Annotated in this window: 8 protein-coding genes; all 8 read right to left on the bottom strand. The window is 41.9% G+C overall.

The features are described 5' to 3' along the window. Positions 1-3,858: amino acid adenylation domain-containing protein (locus NH462_RS14850; RefSeq protein ID WP_253106367.1), on the bottom strand; the 3,858-nt coding region annotated here is incomplete at its 3' end. Between the two features lie 205 nt (positions 3,859-4,063). After that, positions 4,064-5,062, bottom strand: a complete 999-nt coding sequence (locus NH462_RS14845; protein ID WP_253106365.1) for a TauD/TfdA family dioxygenase — start codon at positions 5,060-5,062, stop codon at positions 4,064-4,066. A 106-nt stretch (positions 5,063-5,168) separates the two neighbouring features. Next, positions 5,169-8,696 (bottom strand): amino acid adenylation domain-containing protein, encoded by a 3,528-nt coding sequence (locus NH462_RS14840; RefSeq protein WP_253106363.1) that lies wholly within the window; start codon positions 8,694-8,696, stop codon positions 5,169-5,171. Next, a complete protein-coding gene (locus NH462_RS14835) occupies positions 8,693-11,731 on the bottom strand; it encodes an amino acid adenylation domain-containing protein (protein ID WP_253106361.1) in 3,039 nt (1,012 codons plus the stop codon). The genes NH462_RS14840 and NH462_RS14835 overlap by 4 nt, the downstream gene beginning before the upstream one ends. A 222-nt stretch (positions 11,732-11,953) precedes the next feature. Then, positions 11,954-12,985 carry a hypothetical protein gene (locus tag NH462_RS14830; protein WP_045988449.1) on the bottom strand — a complete coding sequence of 344 codons (1,032 nt, stop codon included), beginning with the start codon at positions 12,983-12,985 and terminating at the stop codon, positions 11,954-11,956. Between the two features lie 453 nt (positions 12,986-13,438). Then, positions 13,439-14,440 (bottom strand): TauD/TfdA family dioxygenase, encoded by a 1,002-nt coding sequence (locus tag NH462_RS14825; RefSeq protein ID WP_253106359.1) that lies wholly within the window; start codon positions 14,438-14,440, stop codon positions 13,439-13,441. Next, entirely contained in the window at positions 14,437-18,090 is a 3,654-nt protein-coding gene (locus NH462_RS14820) for a condensation domain-containing protein (RefSeq protein WP_253106357.1), read from the bottom strand. The genes NH462_RS14825 and NH462_RS14820 overlap by 4 nt, the downstream gene beginning before the upstream one ends. After that, positions 18,090-26,147, bottom strand: a complete 8,058-nt coding sequence (locus NH462_RS14815) for a non-ribosomal peptide synthetase/type I polyketide synthase (protein WP_253106355.1) — start codon at positions 26,145-26,147, stop codon at positions 18,090-18,092. Before NH462_RS14815 ends, NH462_RS14820 begins: the two co-directional genes overlap by 1 nt.

The following is a 26,147-nucleotide window of genomic DNA, read 5'->3' as shown; positions in this document are numbered from 1 at the left end:
ATGCATATTAAATAGCAGAACCCCTGCACGCTCCGACGTATGAATATAGCGTACTCGTATCATGACATCCGATGCTAAATCAAATGGCTGTACAAACTCATCATTGACTAGTGCCGCTACCGCTTGCACCTGGGACTCTCCTGATAAATGTCGCACATCCTCTTGTGCTACCTTAATCTCTACCTCTGCTATATCCCTAATTTGCTGTTTTGCTTCGCCATCTACTTCAACATACACGCTACGCAACACTTCATGTCGAGCCACTATTTCATTCAAGGCGCGCTCTACCACCACCAAGTCCAATTCACCTGACACTTCCAGTGCCATTGGCATATTGTACTCCGCCGAGCCTCCTTGTAGTTGGTCTATAAACCACAATCGTCGCTGTGCAAAAGAAACTGGCTGGATACTTGATGTACGCGCAACCGCCTCTAAAGCTGGTCGCATGTCACTGCCTTGGCCCTGATTGATGAGTGTCGCAAGTGCTGCCAAATTCTCCGCATCAAATACTGCCTGCACTGGTAGCGCTACGGCAAATTGTTGTCTAATTTCTGACATTAAACGAATGCTCAGTAGCGAGTGTCCGCCTAGTGTGAAGAAGTTCGCCGTGGTGCTTATTCTATCGCTCGGTATATTCAGTAAGGCTGACCAAATATCAACTAACCTTTGCTCCACTTCTGTTACCGGTGCAACATATTCTCCTTGCAGTGCACTGCCTTCTGGCTCTGGTAAGGCTTTTCTGTCTACTTTACCATTGGCCGTTAATGGCCATTCATCTATTGCAATAAGTATACTTGGCACCATGTGAGCGGGAAGATCGCCACTTAACTCCCTTTGTATATTTTCTATCAAGCTCTTTTGATCAAAGTCGCCATGGTTATGCGATGGTTTAAAATAACCAACCAACTGAGTTGAACCTGCAACTTCTTTTGCTAGAACAAGCGCTGAATCAACACTATCTAGGCCACTTAACTGATGCTCGACTTCTCCAAGTTCAATACGTAAGCCTCTAATTTTAACTTGATGATCAATTCGACCTTGATATTCAATTTCCCCGTCGGCTCTTAAGCGTGCAAGATCGCCTGTTTTATATAAACGTGGAGAGCGGCTACCTTGTCCTTCATCATAAAAAGGGTTATGAATAAAGCGCTCAGAAGTTAGTTCTTCTTGGTTTAAGTACCCTCTCGCGAGGCCATCTCCACCTATATGTAACTCCCCTACAGCTCCCTTTGGCACTAGGTTTAAATTAGGGTCAAGAATAAGCAACTGAATATTGTCGATAGGTTTTCCTATCGGCACTCCTTTACTGATATCCCCCGAGCAATCCCAATAGCTTACATCAATGGCAGCTTCTGTTGGCCCATAAAGGTTATGCAGCTGGGTACTTGGTAAAACCTTTCTAAATTCTTCAACATGGCTTTGCTGCAACGCTTCGCCACTACAAAATACTTGCTCTAAGCTATGACAATGTGAGAACTGCTTATTTTCCAATATAAGTCCCAGCATTGAAGGAACAAAGTGTAGCTTAGTAATTTGGCTCTGCTGGATTAGACGGCATAGATACTCTGGGTCTTTATGCCCATCTGGACGAGCAACAACCAGTTTCGCCCCGTAGGCTAGAGTCCAAACGAACTCCCAAACCGAAACATCAAAACTGTACGGTGTTTTTTGTAGCACGTTATCACGATGAGTCATACCATACTTATTGTGCATCCAATGAATCCGGTTAAACAGAGCTTGATGCTCAACCATCACTCCTTTTGGTTTTCCTGTAGAACCAGAAGTGTAAATCACATAAGCTAAATGGTTCGCTGTCAAACCTAGTTGTGATTTAGGTCCATTTGTTATGTCATAAGGTGAAAATTGCGCGTGCTGATCCAATGCAACAGCCGGTGTTCCCAAGCTTTTTGCTATCTCAATATTACTTCCTTGAGTCAACACAACTTTAAGTGCAGCATCTTCTACCATATAAGACAGCCGTAACACTGGGTAGCTAGGGTCAAGAGGAAGATATGCCCCTCCTGCTTTTAATATCGCAACGATACCGATGACCATTTCAACCGAACGCTCAGCGCATAGGCCAACAATATCATCAGGCTTAATATGGTGCTCTTCACGTAAATAGTGCGCTACCTGATTTGCTCTCCTATTGAGCTCTGCATAGCTGAGAACCTCGTCATCAAAAACCACAGCGGTCCGCTCAGGATGAAGCGAGGCTTGCTCTTCAATCAATTCATGAATGCACATGTCCTTAGTATAAGGAACTACTGTATCGTTCACTTCATTTAATAAGTAATGTGCTTCTTCCTGAGACAGCATAGGCAACGAAGGCAAGGCATCATTACCCTCTGCAACCATACGAGCTAACCCATTAAGTAATTTACAAAAATGATCGTTTAAGACTTGGATCCGCTGCTCCATGAAGATGCTAGTATCATACTCCCATACTAAAGCAACACCTGAGTCACTAATGCTGATATCAATATCCAGATCAAACTTGGCATGAATGTAATCCGATTGATATGTCTGGAGTTCAACATTTGGTAACTTGAATGCTTGCTCCGAACCTGGCGTTAAAGCATAGTCACTATTTGTCGTTAACAATACTTGAAACAAAGGAGAATGACTTTGACTTCGCGGTATTTTTAAGCGCTCAACTAACTGTTCAAAAGGGACATCCTGATTAGACTGAGCATCAAGGTGTAGTGCTCTAATATGTGCAAAGTACTCATCCATAGAAGCAAAACTGGTGTCAGCTCGAAGTACCAATGTGTTTGCAAAGAAACCAATAAGCGGCTCCAGTTCCGACTGCAGGCGATTAGCTATAGGCGTACCAATAACGATGTCATTACTATTACTGTGCTTAGCAAGCAAAAGTGAAAGCATTCCATGTAGTAACATAAATGGCGTTAATTGATACATCTTAGCGATATTGATAAGCTCTTTCGCCAATGCAGATGAAAGCTGGCCATGTACGATACCGACTCGGCTGGCCGTCCCTTCAGTGCGAGGCTTATCCAAAGGTAAAGAGTGAACAACAGGAAGATCATCTAGTTGCTTTTCCCAGTATGCTAATTGCTGCTCTAGAATCCCATTGCTCAAGTACTGTTTTTGCCAATGTGCATAATCTGAATACTGAATAGAAAGGGCAGGAAGTGGATTAGGCATACCAGCTATATATGAATGATATAAGGTAAATAACTCCTTCAAAATGACTTCCATTGACCAACCATCAGACGCGATGTGATGCATATTGAATAATAGAACGCCAGAATCATTCGTTCGTTTGATGTAGCTTACGCGAAGCATTAGATCTTGACTTAGATCGAATGGCTGGCCAATCAGTTCATCGATGTGGCCCTTTAATGCAGTTTGTAATGAATCACCACTGAGATTTGTAAGATCAACTTCTTGAATATCAAAAGCAAAAGCATCTATACCCTTTAATTGCTGTACAGCCAAACCATCGTGTTCATGGTAAGTAGTACGTAATACCTCATGCCTTGCTATGATGGTATGGAATGCTTTTTTCAACACCGCAATATTGAGTTCACCCGTTACATCAAAAGCCATCGGCATATTATATTCTTGAGTACTGCCTTTTAAATTATCAATAAACCACAGGCGCTGCTGTGCATACGATAAGTTATGTTTTTGATCCGTTTGAGTTGCTTTTACAACTTTTTTATATCCATCACTTCGGAGGTAGTACAGGATCCCTTCTTTATTGTCCTTAATTCGCTGTATTAACTCAGGGATGGCTTCCTCAAAGTTGATTTTGAGTTGGTCATTCTCCGCCAGCTCAAATGAGAACTGTGCCTCGGCACAATCGGCTATTAATTTTTTTATATTTTCCACAGAAATTTTACCTTTTTACATAGTGCAAGGTCTACAGAGCGCACCTTACTTCTCAACGAGCTATTAAGTGCAAACGACCAATTACCAATCCATGACTGGAGTACTAAAACTTTGTATTCAACCGAAGCTAGCGACTAGCTGCTTCATCCTCAAACTATTGAGACCTAAAATAACAGGGTAAATCCGAGCTATCCGACCTTGCCCGTTAACTTACATATAAAGTCGACTCTACTTTTTTATTCTTTGCTTTCCACCAGCTTTCCACCACAAGCGTTCTCAACAGCCAACGATCTTTGCCATCAAATCTGGGACTGTAAGCATTACGAGAATGAACCACTCTACGATTGTCAAAGACCAGCATCTCGCCCTCAGCTAAGGTTAAAGTCAAACACCCTTTCACGATAGAGTCTTTAAGAGACGAGAAAGCTTCGGCTGATGCGCTACTGCACGCTTCCATGTAAGCTGGGTCGTAAATAATTTCAGGATCTTCAGTACCATCCAGCACTTTTACCTTGGTACTACGTAAATCACCCTCGTTGTTAAATGTGAGATCTTCCCAAATTAGATAGTCTAATTGGCTCAGTTGTGCACGCTCTGCATCTGACAAATTCAGGTGATTTGCCGGCATCAAATATGTTTTTACTTCAGGGTCATCCCTTAAACATAGCAGTGTAACGAAATCAGCTTTCGTTTCGTGAAATCCATCTTCAACATGCCATTCAAGAAATACACTGTTGGTGCCTACTTGCTTGTTAGAATCTTTCTTTATCGGATAGATATCGTCTACCAACCCAGTGGTGATTTTATCTTTAAAGTTATATACATACCCTAATGATACGGAAATGATCGATTGTAATAGCGCGGCATAATCTCGCTGCTTACCCTTAATTTCATTTTTCGCGAGCGGTGTATCACGAAGCCCCTGTAGTAGCGGCAAATTCTTTATCAATAGATAGCTATGGTCACCGCCTTTAAACTTGAACTCAAGCAGCTTTCTTTTAACTCTACGAGGAAATTTATTCCATGTTTCTAGATAGTTAAAAGTGATATCTGCACCATCTTTTGAGTTAACTGTATTATGCTGTCTGACTAGTTGTTCTATTTTTTCTTTTTCATCATCCAATAAGGTGAGGATCAAGCCTCCACAATCAGACTTCGCTTCTTGTTGATACTCAGCGGGGCTAAGCTCTTTTAATAGTTCCATGTTTTTCTCCGAAAAGTTAGCGCCATCAAATCATTGATATCGTTTGATGGCCAGAGCCATGCTGTAGTAGATTGCGCATAACTCTGACGAGAATAAGATTTACTTTTTATATCACTATCGAATTTTTCTTTTCCGACACCGTTGTTTCTACTTGCTTAACTGCTGCCGCTTTCGACGCTTCCACAAGTGCTGCAATCCCTTTGATTGTAGGCAGTTCGAATACTTCTTTTAGCGCTAGACTAATCTCATACTGCTCATTGAGTGCAGCAACTAAGCGACTTATTAGCAAGGAGTGCCCACCCAGCTCAAAGAAATTAGCTGTAGTGCTAATCTGTTGAACCTCAAGGTTAAGCAATTCAGACCACACTTTAGCTAGATGCTCTTCAACCTCTGTTTTTGGTGCAACATACTCTTGTCCGATTGATGCCCGGTCAGGTTCTGGCAATGCCTTTTTATCGACCTTTCCATTAGCATTCAATGGCCAGCTTTCTATAATCATAACGATTGTGGGTAACATGTACTCTGGTAGTTTCTCTTTGAGTACACTCCTCAACGCCGCTTTAAACTGACTTTCTGAACTTTCCTCAGTGTTTGTCACCATTGCTAGATCCAAAGGTTTTACATAAGCGACGATTTGCAGACTACCTTGCACTTCTTTGGCCATCACCACAGCAGAGTCTACATCGCTTAAGGCTGAGATTTGTGCTTCAATTTCACTGAGCTCAATCCTGAACCCTCTAATTTTAACTTGCTCATCGACTCGCCCAACAAATTCTAAGCTACCGTCGGATAAGCGTCTTACAAGATCGCCTGTGCAATAGAGTCTCTGTTCTTTTATATCTGAACTTTCATTGCGCACAAACTTCTCAGCTGTAAGTTCAGAGTTGCCAAAATAGCCTTTAGCTAAACCATGGCCCGCAACATATAAAGTACCAGTTACTCCATTTGGTACCAATTGACGGTTATCATCTAACACATAAAGTGCAGTATTTGGGAATGGTGTGCCCAATGGGATCGACCCACTCCTTAAGTATTCAATTCCATACTTACTGGTATCAAAGTAACTAGCATCAATAACCGTTTCCGTTTGACCATATAAATTGAAAATTCGAGTACTGTTATCAACGACTTGATTTAGTAATTCTAAATCATCAACTTTCCACGCTTCACAGCCTATTGATATGAACTTAAGTCCATGCAACTTCTGCTCATTATTCACAAGGTAATGTCCCAATTCTCTTACAACACTAGGGACAAAATCACCATAAGTTACTTGATGTATGTTTATCAAATTACAAAGTTCATGTGCTGAAATTAACGTTTCGTACGGGCAAACGATGAGCTTTCCAGCATTACTACAAAGCGCTTTGATTATATCACCCAGTAAAATATCAACCGATAGTCCTGCCATTTGTAAAACAGTCAGCGGTGTCTTATCAATTTCAAAAATATGGTCCCAGCCAGCTTTTCTCGCAAGTAATCCGCAGTGCTGAACCATGATCCCTTTAGGCTTACCAGTGGTCCCGGAGGTATACATTACATAAGCAAGGTGGTTTGTGGTTAATCCAATCGTGCTTTTATCTAAGTTATCAGTCGGATACTCAATAAATGGTGAATTATCTCCATCAATTAAATCGTCAACAATCAACACCTTTGATTCTGATAATTCAAACTTATTGAGCAACTCAGATTGTGTTAGAACAACTTTAGGTTCTGTTTCTGAGATGATATCCATCAGTCGATTATTAGGGTGACTTGGGTCTAACGGAACGTATGCCGCCCCAGCTTTGAGAATCCCTAAAATACAAACTACCATCTCCAATGAACGCTCAACACACAGGCCGATCAAAGTATCTGGCGTAACCTCATGCTTAGCCCTTAAGCAGTGTGCAACCTGATTTGCTTTCTGGTTTAGCTCAGCAAAAGTAAGCGCTTTGTCTGCAAACACCACTGCAGTTTGTTTTGGGGAGCTAGCTACTTGCTGTTCGAAAAGCTCATGAATGCACTTTTCACTATCATAACTTTGTTCGACGCCATTTAATTCATGAACTAAACGATTAATTTCAATTTCCGACATCATGGGTAATGAAGATGGTGCCACCTGTTTGGGGTCATTAACAGAGCCTATGGCTTCAAATAATGAACACAGGTGTTGGTTTAATTGTTCGATATGCTGAGTTTCAAACAATCCGTCATCAAAGGTCCAATCTAAGCTCGCACCAAGCTCACTAATACTGACATTGAGCTCAATATCAAACTTAGCCTGTACTTGATCAGAGAGATATGCTTTCAACTCTGCATTTGGTAATGCTAACGTTTGGCTGTTTGAATTCTCATTGACCCCAAAGTCGCTGCTCGTTGTCAGCATAACCTGAAACAAAGGACTATACTCTGAGCTACGTGGAACATTCAAGCGCTCAACAAGTTGCTCAAATGGTACATCTTGGTTAGATTGAGCCCCTAAATGCACTTGGCGAATATGATCAAAGTATTCATGTAACGATTTATGCTCAGTATTAGCTCGTAATACTAATGTATTTGTAAACAACCCAATTAGTGACTCTAATTCTGCCTGAGTTCGATTTGCTATTGGCGTACCGATAACTATATCGTTGCTATTACTGTGTCTTGCCAACAGAAGAGAGAATCCAGCGTGAACTAGCATAAATGGAGTAAGCTGCAACTTTTTCGCAGTATCTAGTAATGTTTTAGCAAGTTTACCGGAGAGCTGACCATGTACCAACTTGCCCATGGTCTGTTTGCTTTTTTGGCGAGAAAAGTCACAGGGTAAGCTGTGTATCATCGGTACATCTTTGAGTTGACTTTCCCAATAGCGTAATTGACCATCTAAGACTTCACCAGCTACGTATTCCCGCTGCCAATGGCTATAGTCTGCGTATTGCACTGGTAACTCAGGTAACGGATTTTGCTCCCCCTCACTGAACGCTTGGTATAATGTAATAAACTCTTTGATAAGTATCTCAGTCGACCATCCATCGGATGCAATATGGTGCATATTAAATAGCAGTACACCTGAGCCTTCAGCTTTATGAATATAGCTTACTCTTAGCATCAAATCTTGCGCTAAATTAAATGGGGTATTCATATCACATGAAATAAGAGTTTGAACTTCAGATTCGAGCATCTCACCCGTGAGATGCTCGAGATTCTCCACAGTGATGCTAAAGTCAATTTCAGTCATATCACGAATGACCTGCTGTACTTCACCGGCATCTGATAAATACACTGTGCGCAATATTTCGTGACGCTCAATAATTGCTGCAAATACTTTGGTCAGCGTTGCAAGATCAAGTGTACCACTTACCTCAAAAGCAACAGGCATGTTGTACTCAGCGGATCCTTTTTGCATGCTATCAATAAACCATAACCTTTGCTGCGCAAATGAAGCAGGTTGAAGCTTATCATCCCGCTTTGGACGGCTAATGATAGTGGGAATACCTGTATTTTCCTGTTGTTGAAGCAAAGAAACAATTTCACTTTTCTTCGCTATAATTTGTGCTTTTATTTCATTATCCATCGCTCCTGGCGGTGCTTTAAAAGCCAAGCTACCATTCTCAAGATATAAAATAATGCCCTTATTCTTAACTTCTCTAAGCAACTCAACTACGCTCATAGTAAACCACCTTCCATACATTCTAATTCTTCATTATTTGCACTGTTTAACAGCAGTAATGGTTCGATGTGCGCTGCAAGTTCAGCAATTGTTTTATTTTGAAATAACACTCGAACACTAATGTTTATTTTGAACTCTTCTTGAATGCGATTTAGTACTTTCATTGCCAAGAGAGAGTGTCCTCCGATAGCAAAGAAATCATGCGTAGTGCCAATCAACATAGATGTATTCAAGAGCTCTTGCCAAATATGAGCAAGCTGTACCTCGACTTCCGTTTCAGGCTTTACATAGTCTGAATTAGTATGGTTTAACGCACTTTCAATTAGAGTTTTAGTATCTAACTTACCGTTGGATAAATAGGGGAATGCCTCTAGCTCTATCAGCTGTTTTGGCTGCATATATTCAGGTAACTTATTGGCCAACAATTGCGTAAGCTCAGCTTCGGAGGCAGTAGGAGCAATAATAAATAGAGAAAGTCCACCTCCAGCAACAACACATTTTGCTTGCTCCGCAAGACCTGCATTCAAAATAATCATAGAAACTTCATCAGGTTCTATTCTAAAGCCATTAAGTTTTACTTGATTATCAAGACGCTCTAAGTACATTAAGTTACCGTCTGACAACACTTGGACATGATCACCGGTTTTATAAAAATCCAAGTGACTAGTATTACAATGAATCAGTGCTTTCGCCGTTAAAGCGTCTTGACCAAAGTAACCATTGAAAACGGAATCACCTGCGATTTGTAACTCACCGGTTTCACCTATTTCGGCAAGACAACCATCTTCTTTCATGACCCGACACTGTAAGTTATCAATTGGGTATCCGATAGGCACAAAATCTGTTGCTGTCGCACGCTCATAGCGCCAAAATAAAGCATCAATACAGCACTCAGATGGCCCATATAGATTAATAACTTCACAATTAAAAGCTTGCATAGTTTTATCTGCGGTTGAGCTCTTCAATGCCTCACCGCCACAAAATACACTTTTTAGCGCGAACGATACAGAACCATCAATGTGTTCAAGTAACAAGTCTAGTAGTGATGGCACAAGCTGTAGTCGAGTGATCGAATAGTCATGCATCGTACGCTTGAACAGTGGTAGATCATAATTGATTTCACTTGGGGCAATAACCATCGTTGCGCCAACCATCAACGGTGCCCAAAACTCCCAAATTGATGCATCAAAACTTGCTGATGTTCGTTGCAGGAAACGATCGTCTTTTGCAAATGTAAATTCATCATTAATCCAGTTCATATGATTGAGCAAAGCTTTGTGACTGATACTTACTCCCTTGGCCTTTCCTGTAGAGCCAGAGGTAAATAAAATATATGCTAAATCTGTTTCTTGAATAATTATATCCGGTGCTGTAGCAGCGTACTGCTCGAGCTTGAGCTCATTTAAATCAATGTTTTTACAGCCAGTGACCTCATACTCACCAACACTTATCACCGTACTTGCTTGCGCGTCTTTAAGCATATCGGTGATACGCTGATGCGGCAGGTCAATATCGATAGGAACATATGTTGCACCCGCTTTCATCGTCGCCAACATCGCAATGACGAAGTCCACTGAACGGACCAGACATAGCGCAACGACATCACCTTTACCTACTCCTTGATGTTGTAAATAATTCGCCAGTTGGTTTGCTGCACAATCAACATCTGCGAGTGTTTTTTCCTTACCATTTAACTCAAGCACGCTACCGTTGCCTGCAGCGACGACCTTATTAACGTGATCTAATACCGTTACTCCCGATGTAGTAACCACTTTACCATAACCTTGATATGTAGCATCAAGATGCTGAGTGACAATACCAACATGATTAGTTAACGCCACTTTTATCTGATTAAGTAAATAAGTGACGGCTTGAGCGTCAACATATTCGCTATCATACGTTAGTTGTAAACGACTTTCACTCTCTTGCTGAATATAAGTAAACTGTAACTTACACGCTTCAGTTAAGTGCTTTACCTGCTCGATTTGCAGTGTCGGCAGATCTAAATTAACTACGCTATCAAAGATAAAGCTAAAACCTGCGGACTCATGATCATGACTTTTAGCAAAACACTCAGCGTAATCAACACCGTGCTCACTACATTCAAGTTCGTTCTGTATAGCGTCATTAAAATTGTCAGCAACTTCTGGGAATAAAGGCACAGCCCGACTCAATGGTCCGATAGCATCCGCTAAATCACTGTCAGAACGGCTATCGAACATTCTAGCAAGTTCGGCCTTTGGTGCAAACTTCTTCAACGCCAAACGCAAACTCGCACATACTACTTCAGCGCTCGTCGCTTGGTGTTGTTCAGCAAAACGTGAGATTTCACCTTGAATATCACCAAGGTTGATATAGTCAAATTTGTACTCTGATTTTCCATCATGCTTATATCGTTGCAACGTACATTTATTAACCAACGCGGCAACACTTTTATCCCTCGCCCAAAATTGACGAGCTTCTGTTAATTCCTCATCTAACAAGAAATCTGCTAACCAAGGTGCTAGCTCTTCATACTGGATGACTTCATTTTGCAGCCAAGTCTGTGCATCATTGGAACACTCGCTACCAGCGGCAAGAATCAACTGCATTAGATGAGCCAATGTAAAACTATCTGTGTTTAGAGCGCTCATTTCAAGGCAGCACCAGTAGCTACTGCTTTGCTGCGCAATGACTAATCGTAACCAAGGAGTGGTAAAGTCGCTTGATTGTTTTTCCCCGATTATAGTGTTTTCTAACTTACGCTGTGCTATTTGTGCGTCTGTATAACCACGCCAATCCTCTGTCACCAATTCAATCGGATCAAGATCTCTGATATTTTGCCAGAGCCCACCAAATTCATCGACCTCATAGGCCGTGCGGATAATATCCAAACGCTCTACTAAAGTGGTCAAATATGCACTGATAGCTTCAATATCTAAGCTACCCGTATGTAAAACACTAATTGAGCCAAGCTGAATTGACTTATCCATATTGTTGTTCAGCTGGATCCAATGCGCGTTTTGAATTGGAGACGCCAATACTTTTTTATTCATTGGGTTATTCCTTGTTTTTTCTGCATGAATACATGCAAAAACGGTTTACCATTATTCACTTTTAGTTATTTAAAATGCAGCGAACGACTAATAATGCCCACTTTTATTTGCTTGTTCTTTAAGTTGTAAAGCAAAATAGCCAGAAACTACTTTCATCAATACGATTTCTAAAACGGTATGTACTAATTATTAATACCTACCAAAAAATATTTGTTCTCGTCCCTACAGAAACCCGACCTCCATTTCTTGCTCTGCTTGATGAGCGAGAGAAGGAAAGCTGCCATGCTCTATATAGTGTGCCAACTCTTGTTCTATTTCACTTAATACTACACAGATGTTATTCAATTTATCTTGATTGTTGCGAAGCTCTAGCTGTTCCCCGACGATGCTAAAGTCAATATATTTTTTGAATGAGGTAAAATCTTTAAATTGCGCATAACAGCCGGTAAACAAACCTTCCCATCCCGCAAATGGTGGTGGAAATCTAAATTCATCATGCTCTTTGAAGCCGTATTTCGGGTTGGTAATAATGAACTTCATAGCAACACCAATACGCTCAAACTCCGAGGGGCCTGATGAATGGAACTGATTTGCTCTGAAAATGTAAGCATCACCTAACTGCGGTTTCACAACTGTAGTGCTCTGCATATCACTTTTTGGCAAAATATTAATTTTCCCTTTTGCGTCATGGTACAGGTAGCTATCGCGTAATTTTTCGATTTCTATGCCTGTAAACTCTTGAGCCAAACCGAGATAGTCAGGTGCCTGAGTCGCTCCATCAATGAGAAAGTTAGTCTTTGGTATATTGTTATTCCCATAGAGGCTTGGCACCTGCTCTGACGTCATCACTTCAAATAGTGGTTGTTCACTTAACTTCTCAAGCGCAGATTGACGATATAACGGGATCCATAGGTTATAGCAAGGCCCTAACCATTGGTCAATTGAGTCTACGTGCCACTGATATTTATTAGCTTTGTTTAATTCAGTGACCGGCCTCACTGCTGAGTTCTTCAGATTAACGGGTGCAACAAAATCATTGACGTAAGCAATGTCATCTCGACAAATACCGGGATGAATATCCTGTAACGCTGCAACGACAATATCGAGTAGCGCGTTAGCATGAACTTCAACAAACTTCCGATTAACGTAATGAAGTTGGTTGTAAAAACAATCCTTAGCTTCAATTCCTCGAATGGTAGAGCGCACAAGCCCAAGTAAAAGCTCATCAGAGATAGCTTTATCTAGTTTTAGCATAAACATAGATCCTTTTTATATCGTAAAATTCTTTATTTTTGACTCAATGTCGATCTGTTCCATGGTATGTGTAGCAATAACACGTAATCTCTACGCCCATCCACTTCAACTTTCAAAGAAGTAGTGCCAACCAAGCATGTCCTTGGTCGTTGGATATAGTCGTGGGCAAGCCCACCAAGCAAAACAAATAGCTCTATGAGTTTAGATTTTCACAAACTAACAAAAACAAGGTATTAGTATAAACCAACGCCATTTAGGAATGCGCATCACGCTTCTACCATTCAGGCTATTGCTAGCTCAATATTAAAGTGTTTCGATTATTAAATATATTTAAATTTTTACACCGAGTCAATTAACAAAGGTATAAAAATGACTAATTTACAAACAAAGCTCCTTTGGTCGATATATTATCATCTCATGCGTGAGACGATAATATATCTCGACAAGGCTCACTTAGCCCATGGCCACAAGCACTCTACGAGCACCAGTAAATGGTTTTCGGCCATGTGCAACCAACCAATTATCTATCAGTAATACATCCCCTTCACGCCAGTCAAACTTCACTTCCTCTTTCGTATACGCCAGCCTCAGTGCTTCGACTGTCTTGTCATCAATGTCGCTACCATCACCATAGCGCGTTGAATAGGGAAAATCCTCAAGAGCTAAGTCTTCTTGCATTTTTGCTCTCACATCTGGGCATAGGTTATTTGTATGCCAAAAAGAGATATGGTTAAACCAGACTCTTTCTCCACTAATTGGATGTTGATGCACAGCCTTTCGAACCTGTTCAGTGACTACTTTTTCATCCGAAATTGGTGTCACTTTTAAATCAACCTTTTCTCCATAAGCTTTTATGTCTGCAATATCTGTCATACCGAACGCTTTCGCCACTGTTGGTCCATATCCATTGCCATAATTCCTACGTAATAACCAGCCTTCTCGCTTTTCGAATTCGGATACGATATCACTGTCAATTCGATTCAGCACTTTACGTACATCGACCAGTTGAGTTTGACCACCACTTTCAGGGGCAGTCAAACAGCAAAATGCTAACTTACTTGGTGGCTCTGTGACATACGATAACTCGTTATGCAAAGCAATTTCTTGATCAGAAGGAAACTCTGTGGCCGTATAAACCCCTTTTGATAGCTTTGTCCTCGGCGTTGCCCCTTCCACATACTTAGCGGTCTGTTTGATGCTAGTGGCAACAAACTGCTGGAAATCCTCTTCGCTATGTATGTTAAAACCGCGGAATAACACAGCGCCATATTTAGCAAGCTCTTGCGCTATTTCCGACTCATTCTGATTATACCAAGTCGGTAAATCAACGTTTGCCGTATTGCACTTATACACTACAGGCAATGTAGGTGATTCTTCTAAAAAAACCTTTGAAACTAATGAACTTATCGGCGTTGTAGTTTCACTTTTTTTATTACGCCATTTATTAAAACTCATGCTACGTTTCCTTCAACTGAGAATTGACTCTTATTTCTCACTGATTTAAATTTTCGCTTCGCTGAACGCAACTTGCTGCGGGCATCTTCGTTCAATATTGTTTTCACTTCCGCAAGCGTTTTGCTCTGCAACTCATGGGATGCCAACATCGCTATTATTTTTTCCAATCGACGCAACGTTGATTGATCAAAACAACTATTTTGCAAGCGCCATTGACCCTCTATTTTTTCTGCGCTCAGTCTGTCTGAAACCAATAAGCTCACTGAGCTGTCTGTCACAAGCTCTTGCTGCATCATAGTATCCGACACAAACTTTAACTGATAGGCAAAAATAGTCTTCCAATCGGTGCCGCATTTTTGATTGTATTGTTGCGTTATCCAATTTTTATCAACAAATTCGTATTCTACACCTTGTGATAAATTATCTAGAATGATTTTCAGGTTGTCTTGAACTCGTGCATCTTTACAAAATGAACTAGACAAAACGCCACTACCGACTGTAGATGAAGATACTCCAGACACCGTACTTAAGATACAATCACTTTCAGAGTTAATCACTAGGGCCAAATTAAAAATTGCAGAAAAGGCCTTTGCAATTGTCACATTATACTGACACGCTAAATTTCGCAATGCAAATGATACTTCTTTATCGAGGAAAAAATCAACTGTTTCTGTTGTGGAACCTTGCAGTTGTAAGTCAGCCTCCAATAATTCCGGTTGAGGTAACGCAGCTAAGTTGTCTTGCCAACTTTGTGTATGGTGCCACAGCGCTTCACGATTGACCGTACCTCCATTTCGAATCGGCATATTTGATACTATTACGTATAACTTTGGTAATAGATATGTAGGTACCAATTGTTTTAAATTATGCTGAACTGCTTTCAGTTGCTCTTGCTGTGCAGCACTGCTACCCGACAATCTTAGGTAAACCACTTTTTCTATCACCGCAACTTGAATCGTTTGCGGCTGAGCTGAGATAATATTTTCTAGAAATACATCATCACGGCTCATTTTCAAAGCTCCATAGTGAATAGCTTCGATAGTTCCAGCATTAGTTTCTCGCACCAACATATTAGTATTTTCAAAGTTATTATTTGCATCAACGGTATAGAGATAACCAATAGCACCTGTGGGAGCAAGATTCTTATCGTCAAACATCACTTTCGCTTGATGCTTGTCAAAAGCTCTCCCCAACGAGATAGCCTTACCAGCAATCACTTTCTCTGCACAAATATAACCTTGTAGGCCAAGACTCAAGACAGATGTTACCGAGTATAGCTCACTCCATCGCCACAGTAATGAATCAGCACCAGACTCTGCATGAATGATAAGCTGCTGAATAGCATAATCCTTACATAAAGTCACATCAGCAAGCAGTGCAGCTGTTAGCGTCAAGTGTGTCACTTCTTTAGTGATTAAAGTATCTTCAAGGTCTCGAGCAGCCTCTAACAACACCAGTTTAGCTCCTGACGCGAGTCCTGTAATCCAATCTATACGATTGGTTTTCTCTGTTTCCGGATGAATTAACAAGTTTGCATTCTTATTTAGCTGCATCGTTTGCTGCTGCCTGAGCACCTGTTGTAACAAAAGTGCATGGCTTACTCTACCATTATTCAGTCGACTATCCATTATCGCTCGGTCAAAAGACCTGATAGAGACCTCATCCTGTCGCATATTTGCTGAAGAAAATGCCTTAAGCTCATCATCTGAAGGCACTCGTAATGCGTTACCAGATAGGCGGCTTACCGTGCACTCTGAAAATAGCAAGACGCTACCTTGAGCTACGATGTTGTTGAACCAGTCTGTACTTTCAAAGATGTCATGACATTCATATATCGCCCCAGCTTTTAATACAGCCAACTTGGCAACATAACGGGACACCCCTTGGATTGCACACAGATGTATTTGCTGTCCCTGCATAACCCCATTTTGAATTAAATATCTCGCCAGTTGATTTGCCTTTTCATTTAACTCCTTATAAGTGAGTGAACAATCGCCACTGTCGATAGCCGTCGCATCCCCTTTCGTCTCAACCATATTCTCAATCAACGAGTGGACCGACGTAAATGACTCCAATGGAAGCAACTTCGGAGTTAGTGCTTCAGTCGTGTTTGCCAATGCTAACTTATCTACCGCTATATCCACATTCACAGATAATTGACGCAATATCATATCAAAACTATTGGACATTGATTGAACCGTTTCAAAGTCAAACAGATCTGTTGAGTAGGTCAGATTTAACCAAAGCCCACCCTCACCTTCTTCAGCAACCATTTGCAAATCGTACTTAGTTAGTGAGTTTTCGCCCATCACAGGATAAGTCTCCAACCCGTTCAACTCAAAATCAGACTTTTCTGTGTTTTGTAGCGTAAACATCACCTGAAATAGCGGGCTATGACTCAGCTCTCTCGGTATTTTCAAACGATCAACCAACGAATCAAAAGGTATATCCTGATGATCAAATGCAGATAACGTATTCTCTCTATTGCGACCAAGTAGGGAGCGGAAACTTTCTCCTTCAGTCCATTCGCTACGATATGTCATGCTGTTAATGAAGTAACCGATCATAGGGGACACCTGAGGGTGAGTGCGACCCGCAATAGGACTTCCAATAACTACATCTCTTGTCTGGCTCCAACGCCCAATCAATACTGAAAATGCGGTATATAGCATCATAAAAAATGTTGCTTGATTTTCTTTTGCTCTTGCTTTTAATCCCTGGACCTGTTCATTATCAACAAACCAAGAATGTGTCTTTCCAGCGAACTTTTGCTGTGCACCTCGAGGCCTATCGAACGGTAGTGCATGGGAATAAGGCGCACCTTTGAGCATTTTTTCCCAATACACTAACTGCTCAGATATGCGAGTTTCGGTATAGTAGTTGCGTTGCCAGTGAGCATAGTCGCAATACTGAATATCTAACATAGGCAGTGGATCTGGCTGCTGTTTGCAATAACTTTCGTAAAGTGTCGCAAATTCTTGGATCATGATGGCCTGTGACCAAGCATCAGAGGCTATATGATGCAATGTAAAAAACAATACATGATCGTGTTCTGTTCGTACGACTACTTTTGCTTTCAACATTAAATCAGATTGCAAGTTAAAGACTTGGTTCATCTCTTGGTTCGAGATCTGAAGTATTCTTTCCTGTTGTTCTTGCGGCGAAAAGCCTTTTAAATCAACAATCGGCAGCTCCATGTACTGAAGAGGCTGAACTTCTTGGCAGACTTCTCCTTCTTTCTCAATATATACAGTACGCAATACTTGATGGCGCTCAATTAATTTATTAACAGCCCACTGTACTGCCGCCAAATTTAGCTCTCCTTTGAGGCCAAACGCTGCATGTATATTATATTGATTACTTCCCCCTTCTAGCTGGTCAATAAACCATAGACCTTGCTGCGCAAAGGTAAGTGGCAATATTTTACTCTTATCTACTGGCGTGATCAGTGTTTCATTCTCCGCTTTCTGCTTTAGCAGTTCCTGTTCTCGTAGATAGGCACTTATTTGATCTTTGTTCTCACGGATCAATGTTTTCAGTTCATCAGGAAAGCCGCCTTCCTCGCTGATATAGGCTAGCTGCTCACCTTTTAAATAAAGCACAATATTACAAGCTTCTGCGTGGGCGATAATTTGTTGTGGTGAATTCATTAAAATACTCCTTCTTCTACAGCTTTACCTGCTTCTAATATTTGCGCTTTCTTACTTTCGACTTCAGCATTTTCTAGTTCAGCCGCTATTTTTTCTGATAACTGGCTAATAATTGGCTTCTCAAAGAACTCTTTAATAGATAATGCAGATTCATTTACTGAGAATATTTTTCTTATTTCACTAATGACACGGGTTACTACTAAAGAATCCCCGCCTAAATCAAAGAAATTATCCTCAATCCCGATTTGCTCAATACCTAGCACCTGCTGCCAAATAGCAACGAGCTTCTCTTCAACCTCATTACGAGGTGCGATATAGTCACTCTCCAAGTCAGGGCGCTCATATAAAGCTTGCTGCGACTCAGCAACCTTTTTGTCTATCCACTGGCTTAGTCGCTTCTCCAATGCACCAGTTGAATTCACTAATTGTGGGTAATAAGCGATTGACATCATGGCTGCAAACGCTTCTATTCCCTCTTCAGGTGTCATCGAGAAATCATCTTGGGTGGCCTCTGTAAAACTCCACCCATCCCAGTTAACACTTACCCAGCGCTCGTCACCTTGCTCATGCTTACTTTGCACAAATGCGTCCATAAATTGGTTACCAGCGGCATATGCCGAGAATCCAAGGCCGCCAAGTACTGAAGATAATGAAGACATCAATATACAAAAATCAACTTGTCGCTTTTGTAGCAAGGTTTCTAACACTATGACGCCATTCGCTTTGGCACGATATTGTTTTTCGAAGTCATCTTCAGTGGTCTCAATGAGTGCTGTCATTGAACCGTGTAGCTGGCCCGCTGCGTGGATCACCCCAGAAATCGCGCCAAACTGACTTTCTACAAAATTCATAGCATCTTGCATTTGTTGTAAATTTGCTGAGTCGGCACTTAGAATTATTACTTCTGCACCACTTTTTTCCACTTGAGTAATTTGCTCAATTTGCTTACAAAGGTCTGGGTCAACTTTACCTTCCAGTAAGCTTGGCCATGTCGCGCGCTCGGGAAATTCAGAGCGTCCCACAAGTACCAGCTTAGGAGCTGCCACGGCTTGACTAATATATTTAGCAAGCAAAAGACCAATGTTACCCAAGCCACCAGTAATAAAGTAAACACCTCCATCTACTAAACGATGGGCAGCTGGCGTCTCTGTATCGATTAGCTCAGTTTCATAATCAGGTTCCCAACGTTGATTACCACGCAGTGCAACAAGTGGTGCTCGCTGTTGTGAATGTAACTCCAATGATAAACGCTGGCACAATTTAGCAATTGCATGATCACACGTAGCTTGATTCAAATGTACGTCAATATGATGGCAACTCAGCTCAGGATATTCCTGTGGTGCGACCTTACATACCCCTTTAATCGTTGACTTACCTATGTTAAGAGTTTCATCACCAGTGACTCGCTCAACATCATTGGTTATGAAATCAATACTCAATTTATCATCTAGACCCGCTTTAACAATTGCTTGAACAGTATATAGAGCACTATACGCGCCATACCGTTGTGCTTGATTAAATTGTGTCATACTTAGCATATTCTCAGTTGGTGTAAGCGCAACACCTAACAGGTGTACAACGCGATCCAACTGTACCTCTTTATTGATGACTTCTAGAAGCGTTTCATAATCTTGACTATTGCCAATATCAATATTGAAACTCTGATCATCTAGACGGTTGAAGCCCTCTCCTGAATATGCTCGATATACAGTGTGACCGTTCAACATAAGCTGAGAGGCTAACTCTTCCGCGACACCATGACCGTCCATAATTAACAACCAATGTTGCTTATCTGTGTTAAGTTGCGCCTTGGCTTTTTTCATTGCGGTACTTTGCTTCCATATAGGCACCGACCACCATTTATCAGCAGCTAACTTAGCACCATGAGAGGATACGCTCGTCAACGAGTCTGTTTTGGCATCCACCCAGTAACGAACTCGTTCAAATGGATAGGTCGGCAATGGCACACGACGACCAACCTGCGCTAAGTTGAGCGCGAGCCAATCTATATCCACACCATGACTCCAAAGAGAACCTACCGCACTTAACAATTTTTGTTGATCACAGATAGCTTCGTTCGCATGGCGCGTAACCGATAGCACCACTTGTTGCTGCGCATCACGGTTTTTCTTCACGAGTGTTGTTAAACTTCTACCAGGCCCCACTTCTACAAATATCTTTTGATCAGCAAGAGAATTTGTATCAGATAGGACTGTCTCAATACCATCAGCAAATAACACTGTGCCTCTTAGGTGTGCGAGCCAATACTCTGGGTTTTGTGCTTGCTCATTAGTAATGAACTTCCCTGAAACATTCGATACATAGCGAATTTTCGGCGCATTCAACTCCACTCGTTCAAATACCTTCGAGAATTCATCTAAAATCCCATCCATCATTTTTGAATGGAAAGCATGGGATGTATGCAGCGGACGATAATCGATGCCACGTTCTATTAATAGCGCTTGTAACTGCATAAGCGCTTGTTCAGAGCCAGCTGCAACACAGTTGTTAGCAGAGTTCACCGCTGCTAGGCAAGTATCACTTAGCTGCAACAACGGGCGAAGATGCTCAACTGGCATCGCAATAGATAACATACCGCCGGGTTGAGCCTGCTGCATTAAGGAACCTCTAGCACATACCAGCTTTAAAGCATCTTCTACCGTGAATACCTCAGCCAAGCAGGCAGCAACATACTCACCGATACTGTGTCCAATCATGACGTCAGGCTTGATACCCCAAGACTGCATCAATGTTGCTAAGCTATATTCAATGGCAAATAACGCAGGCTGTGTTACACGAGTTTGCGCCAATAAAGACTGTGCGGCTTCAGGCGTTAACTGCCCGGTAAGTTGAGGATAAAGAACCGCTCTTAAATCTACATTGATCTGCTCACTTATCGTATCGGCACATTGATCAAATACCGATTTAAACTGCGGCTCATTAAGATAGAGCTGCTGCGCCATTTCAATATATTGCGCACCTTGGCCCGGGAACATAAATACCACCGAGCGATCATCTGCTTCATTACGAACCACTTTTGGATGGCTGTCCAGCTGCGTAATTGCATCTTCCAGCGATGAACAAGAAATATGAGTACTGTATTCGTACTGTGTACGACCCACTTGCAGAGTATAAGCAATATCATGCAAGTTCACCTGGTCGTCTGCTTTCGTCGCCAAGTAGGAACGTAAGTTCTCACATGCCGCTTTGACCGCGCTACTGGATTTTGCTGAAATCGGCAACAGCCAAGTCTTACGTGGTGATGAACTGGGTTCGACCTCAGGAGCTTGCTCTAATATCACATGAGCATTAGTTCCTCCGATCCCAAATGAGCTCACACCGGCACGCCTGCTTTGATCAGTGTCACAATCCCAATATTTACTTTCGGTATTTACATAGAATGGAGATTGTTCGAAGTTAATCTGGGTATTACTCTGTGTGTAATTAATTGTCGGTGGTAGCTGTCGATGCTTCATCGCCTCAATGACTTTGATCATACCAGCAGCACCAGCCGCAACATCTAAATGGCCGATATTCGCTTTGACGGAACCCAATGCACAATAACCCTTTTGTTCGGTCGCAAAGGCATTTTTGAGTGCTTTAACTTCTATTGGATCACCAATTTTAGTACCTGTGCCATGTGCCTCGAGGTACTGAATAGAATTCGCTTCGACATTAGCGTTTTTCAACGCTTGTTTAATTACTGCAGCTTGGCCCGAAATACTCGGCGCCATATAACCCACTTTTTCTGCCGCATCATTATTCACTGCAGTGCCTTTAATTACAGCATGGATGGTATCTTTATCTGCAAGCGCTTTATCTAAGCGTTTCAGTAAAAGAACACAGCCACCACTGCCACCACGTGTTCCTGTTGCCTCAATGTCAAAAGGTCGACAATGACCATCTGCAGAGTTCACCCCCCCTTCTTGGTAAAGGTAACCATCAGCCTTCAATGAAGCGATACGAGCACCACCAGCAAGTGCCATCTCACACTCATTTAACAATAAGCTATTACATGCTTGGTGCACATTCACCAATGAAGATGAACAAGCTGTCAGTACGTTTACACTTGGCCCTGTTAGATTTAATTTATAAGACAGTTTGGTCGCCAAAAATGATGCACTGGTGCTTGCCACCAAACTCTGAGATGCACTACTGACAACATCTGGATTGCGCAACAAGTTTTCAATCAAATAAGCACTATCCGTTACACCAACGAAGACACCCACATTTTGTGGTTTTGAGTGATCTCCATACCCTGAGTGTTCTAATGCATCGGAGGACACTTCTAGCATAAGACGGTGTTGTGGGTCTAACAACTCAGCTTCTCTAGGAGTGTAATCAAAGCGCTTTGCATCGAAGTCAGCCACGCCACTTAGGACATCCATTGATTTGATATAACGAGGATCTTTCAGCATTGCAGGCGCGACACCAGCAGCCACCAACTCCTCATCGGTAAAGAAGGTGATAGATTCTTTTCCAGCACTAATATTTTGCCAGAATTGGTCAACATTAGTGGCATCAGGGAACCGACCAGCCATACCGATAACCGCTATATCTGTACACTCTTGTGTGAGGCTTCTAGTCATTAACGTTGCACCATGCTCAACCCCATCATCGTGTTCACCAGATAGAAACTTGGCAAGTGCCCCTATGGTCGGATATTCAAATAGATCTGTTAGCTCAACGTCTACTTCCATGTGTTGTTGAATTGCCTTCTGTAGCTTAATACTAAGCAGTGAATTCCCTCCGATCTCGAAGAAGTTACTATTCACCGATACCTTGTCGAGCTGCAATACATCACACCACACTTTCACTAGCGCTTGTTCAGTATCATTGACAGCTGCAATAAAGTTATCTTTCGACGCCATTTCAGATGGGTTTGGTAGTGCTTTGCGATCCATTTTACCATTGGCAGTTAAAGGCCATTCCGTCATCGGGATGATCATACTTGGGATCATATGCTCTGGTACACGCTTCCCAAGCAGAACTCTGACCTTATTAGTAAAGTGCTCAGGCAGCTCATCTGTCATACCATCGCTCGCTTTCACGTAGCCAACGAGCTGGTTAGCACCGCCAATCTCATAGGTAGTCACCAGTGCTGAGTTAACACAGTCCAACTTCTCCAGTTGCGCTTCAATTTCACCTAGTTCGATCCTAAATCCACGAACTTTTACTTGATCGTCCGCACGGCCAATAAACTCCAAATTCCCGTCTGGCAAATATCGCACGAGATCACCTGTTTTGTACAAGCGCTTAGAACTATTCTGATTGCCAGCTTGATAGAATGGATTAGCAACGAATCGCTGCGCTGTTAAGTCTGAGCGATTTAAATACCCACGCGCAAGCCCTTGGCCTCCAATGTAAAGCTCTCCTACACTGCCATAAGGAACAAGCATATCGTTATGCATGATAAACAGTGACTTTCCCGGTAACGCTTTACCAATGCTAACCGTTTCATCGCATTTCAATAGCGCCACACTGCTCCATACCGAAGCTTCCGTTGGTCCATACTCGTTGAATAACTTGACTCCGGTTAGTGCAAACTTCTGATAGTGCTTTTCAACGACATTTTTCGAACAACTTTCTCCTGCGACAATCGCACCGCGCAAGGCTGGCAGTGCGGTACTGTCGACCTCATTTAGGATCAAGTCATAAAAACTTGGGACCATAAGCAAGTGACTAATTTCATGGCGTTTAAGCTGACTCACAATATAATTAGTGTCAGCTTTCTTATGAGCACTAAGCAAACATAGTTTTGCGCCACTAGTTAGAGAAGAGAATATTCCCGCAATGGAACTATCAAACGACATTGAAGAAATCAGTAAAAAGCTAGAGAACTCTTCATAAATATCAAATCGACATACCGTTGAATACACCAATGATTGATGCTCAATCATCACACCTTTCGGTTGCCCAGTGGATCCTGACGTATAAATTACATAAGCAAGATTATTTGAGGTTAAGCCAGTTTCCGCGGAGGAAAGGTTGTGGCTGTCATACTGTGAGAATAAATGTGTAGTACCCTGGTTGGTTTCCGCCACGTGATCAAGGGACACTATAGTACCTTTAAAATCACTTAATACCGAATCAAGATGCGATTGGCTAAGTACTACCTCTAATGAAGCATCATCAAACATGTAGCTCAAACGTGATTGAGGGTAATCAGGATCTAGAGGGACATACGCAGCTCCCGCCTTTAGGATTCCCACAATACCAATCACCATTTCTAGTGAACGCTCTACACACAAACCGACAAAAGTATCAGGGCGAATATCATGGTTTGCACGCAGGTAACGCGCCACCTGATTCGCTTTTTCATTAAGCTGCTGATATGTCAGAGCTTGCTCATCAATGACCACAGCAATATTATTTGGGTGCAACTCCGCCTGTTGTTCAAATAGCTCATGAATACAATGATCTGTTGAGCGAGTAAGTTCAGAGTCATTGATACTATGTACCAATTGGTGTGTCTCTGAGTCACTTAACATCGCAATTTCCGACAAAGCAACGCCACGGTCACTTTGCAATGTAGAGATCTCGGTTAACAAGCGGCATAAATGTGCATTTAGTTGCTCAATATGATGCGCTGAGAACAGGTTCAGATCGTAAGTCCAGCGAAGTCCAACACCTTGCTCACTTATATTTAGGTCAATATCCAAATCAAATTTCACTTGGATTAAATCAGAGGCATTCGCCTGTAACTCAACACTTGGTAGAGAAAAAGCATCCATTCCACCATCATCAATGCCATAACTCGTACTCGTCGTCATCATAATTTGAAATAAAGGGTTGTAGGCTTTGCTACGCGGCACCTTCAGATTATCAATGAGTTGTTCGAACGGAACATCTTGATTAGTTTGTGCACCTAGATGCACTGTTTTAATATGGCTAAGATAGTCTGCCAATGTTTTATGTGCTGTATTTGTACGCAATACCAATGTATTTACGAAAAAGCCTATAAGTGATTCAAGCTCACTTTGCTTACGGTTCGCAACAGGTGTACCAATAACGATGTCATTACTATTACTATGGCGAGATAGCAACAATGCTAAGGCTCCGTGAAGAAGCATAAATGGAGTCAATTCATAAGCCTTGGCAACCGCTAACAATTTCTGTGCGATATCCTCAGGTAGCGAGCCCCGCACAACATCCGCCTGTTGCTGCTTAGTAACTGGCCGTGTTTTGTCTAGCGGTAACGAGTGTACCGCAGGCGCTTCATCTAACTGGGTTTGCCAATAACTCAGCTGCTTTTCAAGTACGTCACCTTCCAGATAGTCTTTTTGCCACTGAGCATAGTCTGCATACTGCACATCAAGTGGCGGCAACGGATTAGGTAGCTGCGCATGGTATGCATGGTAGAGCGTAACAAATTCTTTAGTCAGCACTTCCACGGACCAGCCATCAGATGCTATATGATGCATGTTAAATAGCAGCACACCGGTATCCACCGTTTTCTTCAAGAAACTAACTCGCAACATTAAGTCAGACTCAAGATTGAAAGACGTGGTTATATCCGCATCCATTCTTTGTGTCACAGCATCAGTTAACGCATTACCACTCAGATGACTCAAATCTTCGACTTGAATTGTAAAGTTAACTTCGTCCATAGTTCGGATCTGCTGAACGATACGACCTTCATGTTCAACATATACTGAGCGGAGTACTTCATGGCGCTCTAGGATTGTAGCAAATACTTGATGGAGCACTTGTAGATTCAGCTCACCTTTAGTATCAAATGCCATGGGCATATTGTATTCTGGCGAACCACTCTGGAGATTATCAATAAACCACAAGCGTTGCTGGGCAAAAGAAATATCAGCTTTCCCATCTACCCGCTTTGCAGCCTCAATTTTCTTATTATTATCACGCTTAGTATAAATCGCATCTAATTGTTCAAGATAAGCAACCAAACTCGCTTTGTGCTCTTTGATTAGCGTTCGAAATTCTTCTGTGATCGCACCTTTTGGCGCTTTTGCTTTAAGCTGATTGCTTTCGTCTAGATAAAGATCGATATCTGATTTAGCTAATGTATTTAGTATTGTTTTCGCATTCAT

Origin of the sequence: Pseudoalteromonas sp. OANN1 (assembly GCF_024124685.1) — a bacterium.
GTDB lineage: Bacteria > Pseudomonadota > Gammaproteobacteria > Enterobacterales > Alteromonadaceae > Pseudoalteromonas > Pseudoalteromonas piscicida.
This window is presented reverse-complemented; position numbering and strand designations above follow the sequence as displayed.

Coding starts and splice junctions, on each gene's coding strand:
- NH462_RS14820 (WP_253106357.1), bottom strand. CDS start 18,090: ATGAATTCACCACAACAAATTATCGCCCACGCAGAAGCTTGTAATATT.
- NH462_RS14830 (WP_045988449.1), bottom strand. CDS start 12,985: ATGCTAAAACTAGATAAAGCTATCTCTGATGAGCTTTTACTTGGGCTT.
- NH462_RS14840 (WP_253106363.1), bottom strand. CDS start 8,696: ATGAGCGTAGTTGAGTTGCTTAGAGAAGTTAAGAATAAGGGCATTATT.
- NH462_RS14815 (WP_253106355.1), bottom strand. CDS start 26,147: ATGAATGCGAAAACAATACTAAATACATTAGCTAAATCAGATATCGAT.
- NH462_RS14845 (WP_253106365.1), bottom strand. CDS start 5,062: ATGGAACTATTAAAAGAGCTTAGCCCCGCTGAGTATCAACAAGAAGCG.
- NH462_RS14825 (WP_253106359.1), bottom strand. CDS start 14,440: ATGAGTTTTAATAAATGGCGTAATAAAAAAAGTGAAACTACAACGCCG.
- NH462_RS14835 (WP_253106361.1), bottom strand. CDS start 11,731: ATGAATAAAAAAGTATTGGCGTCTCCAATTCAAAACGCGCATTGGATC.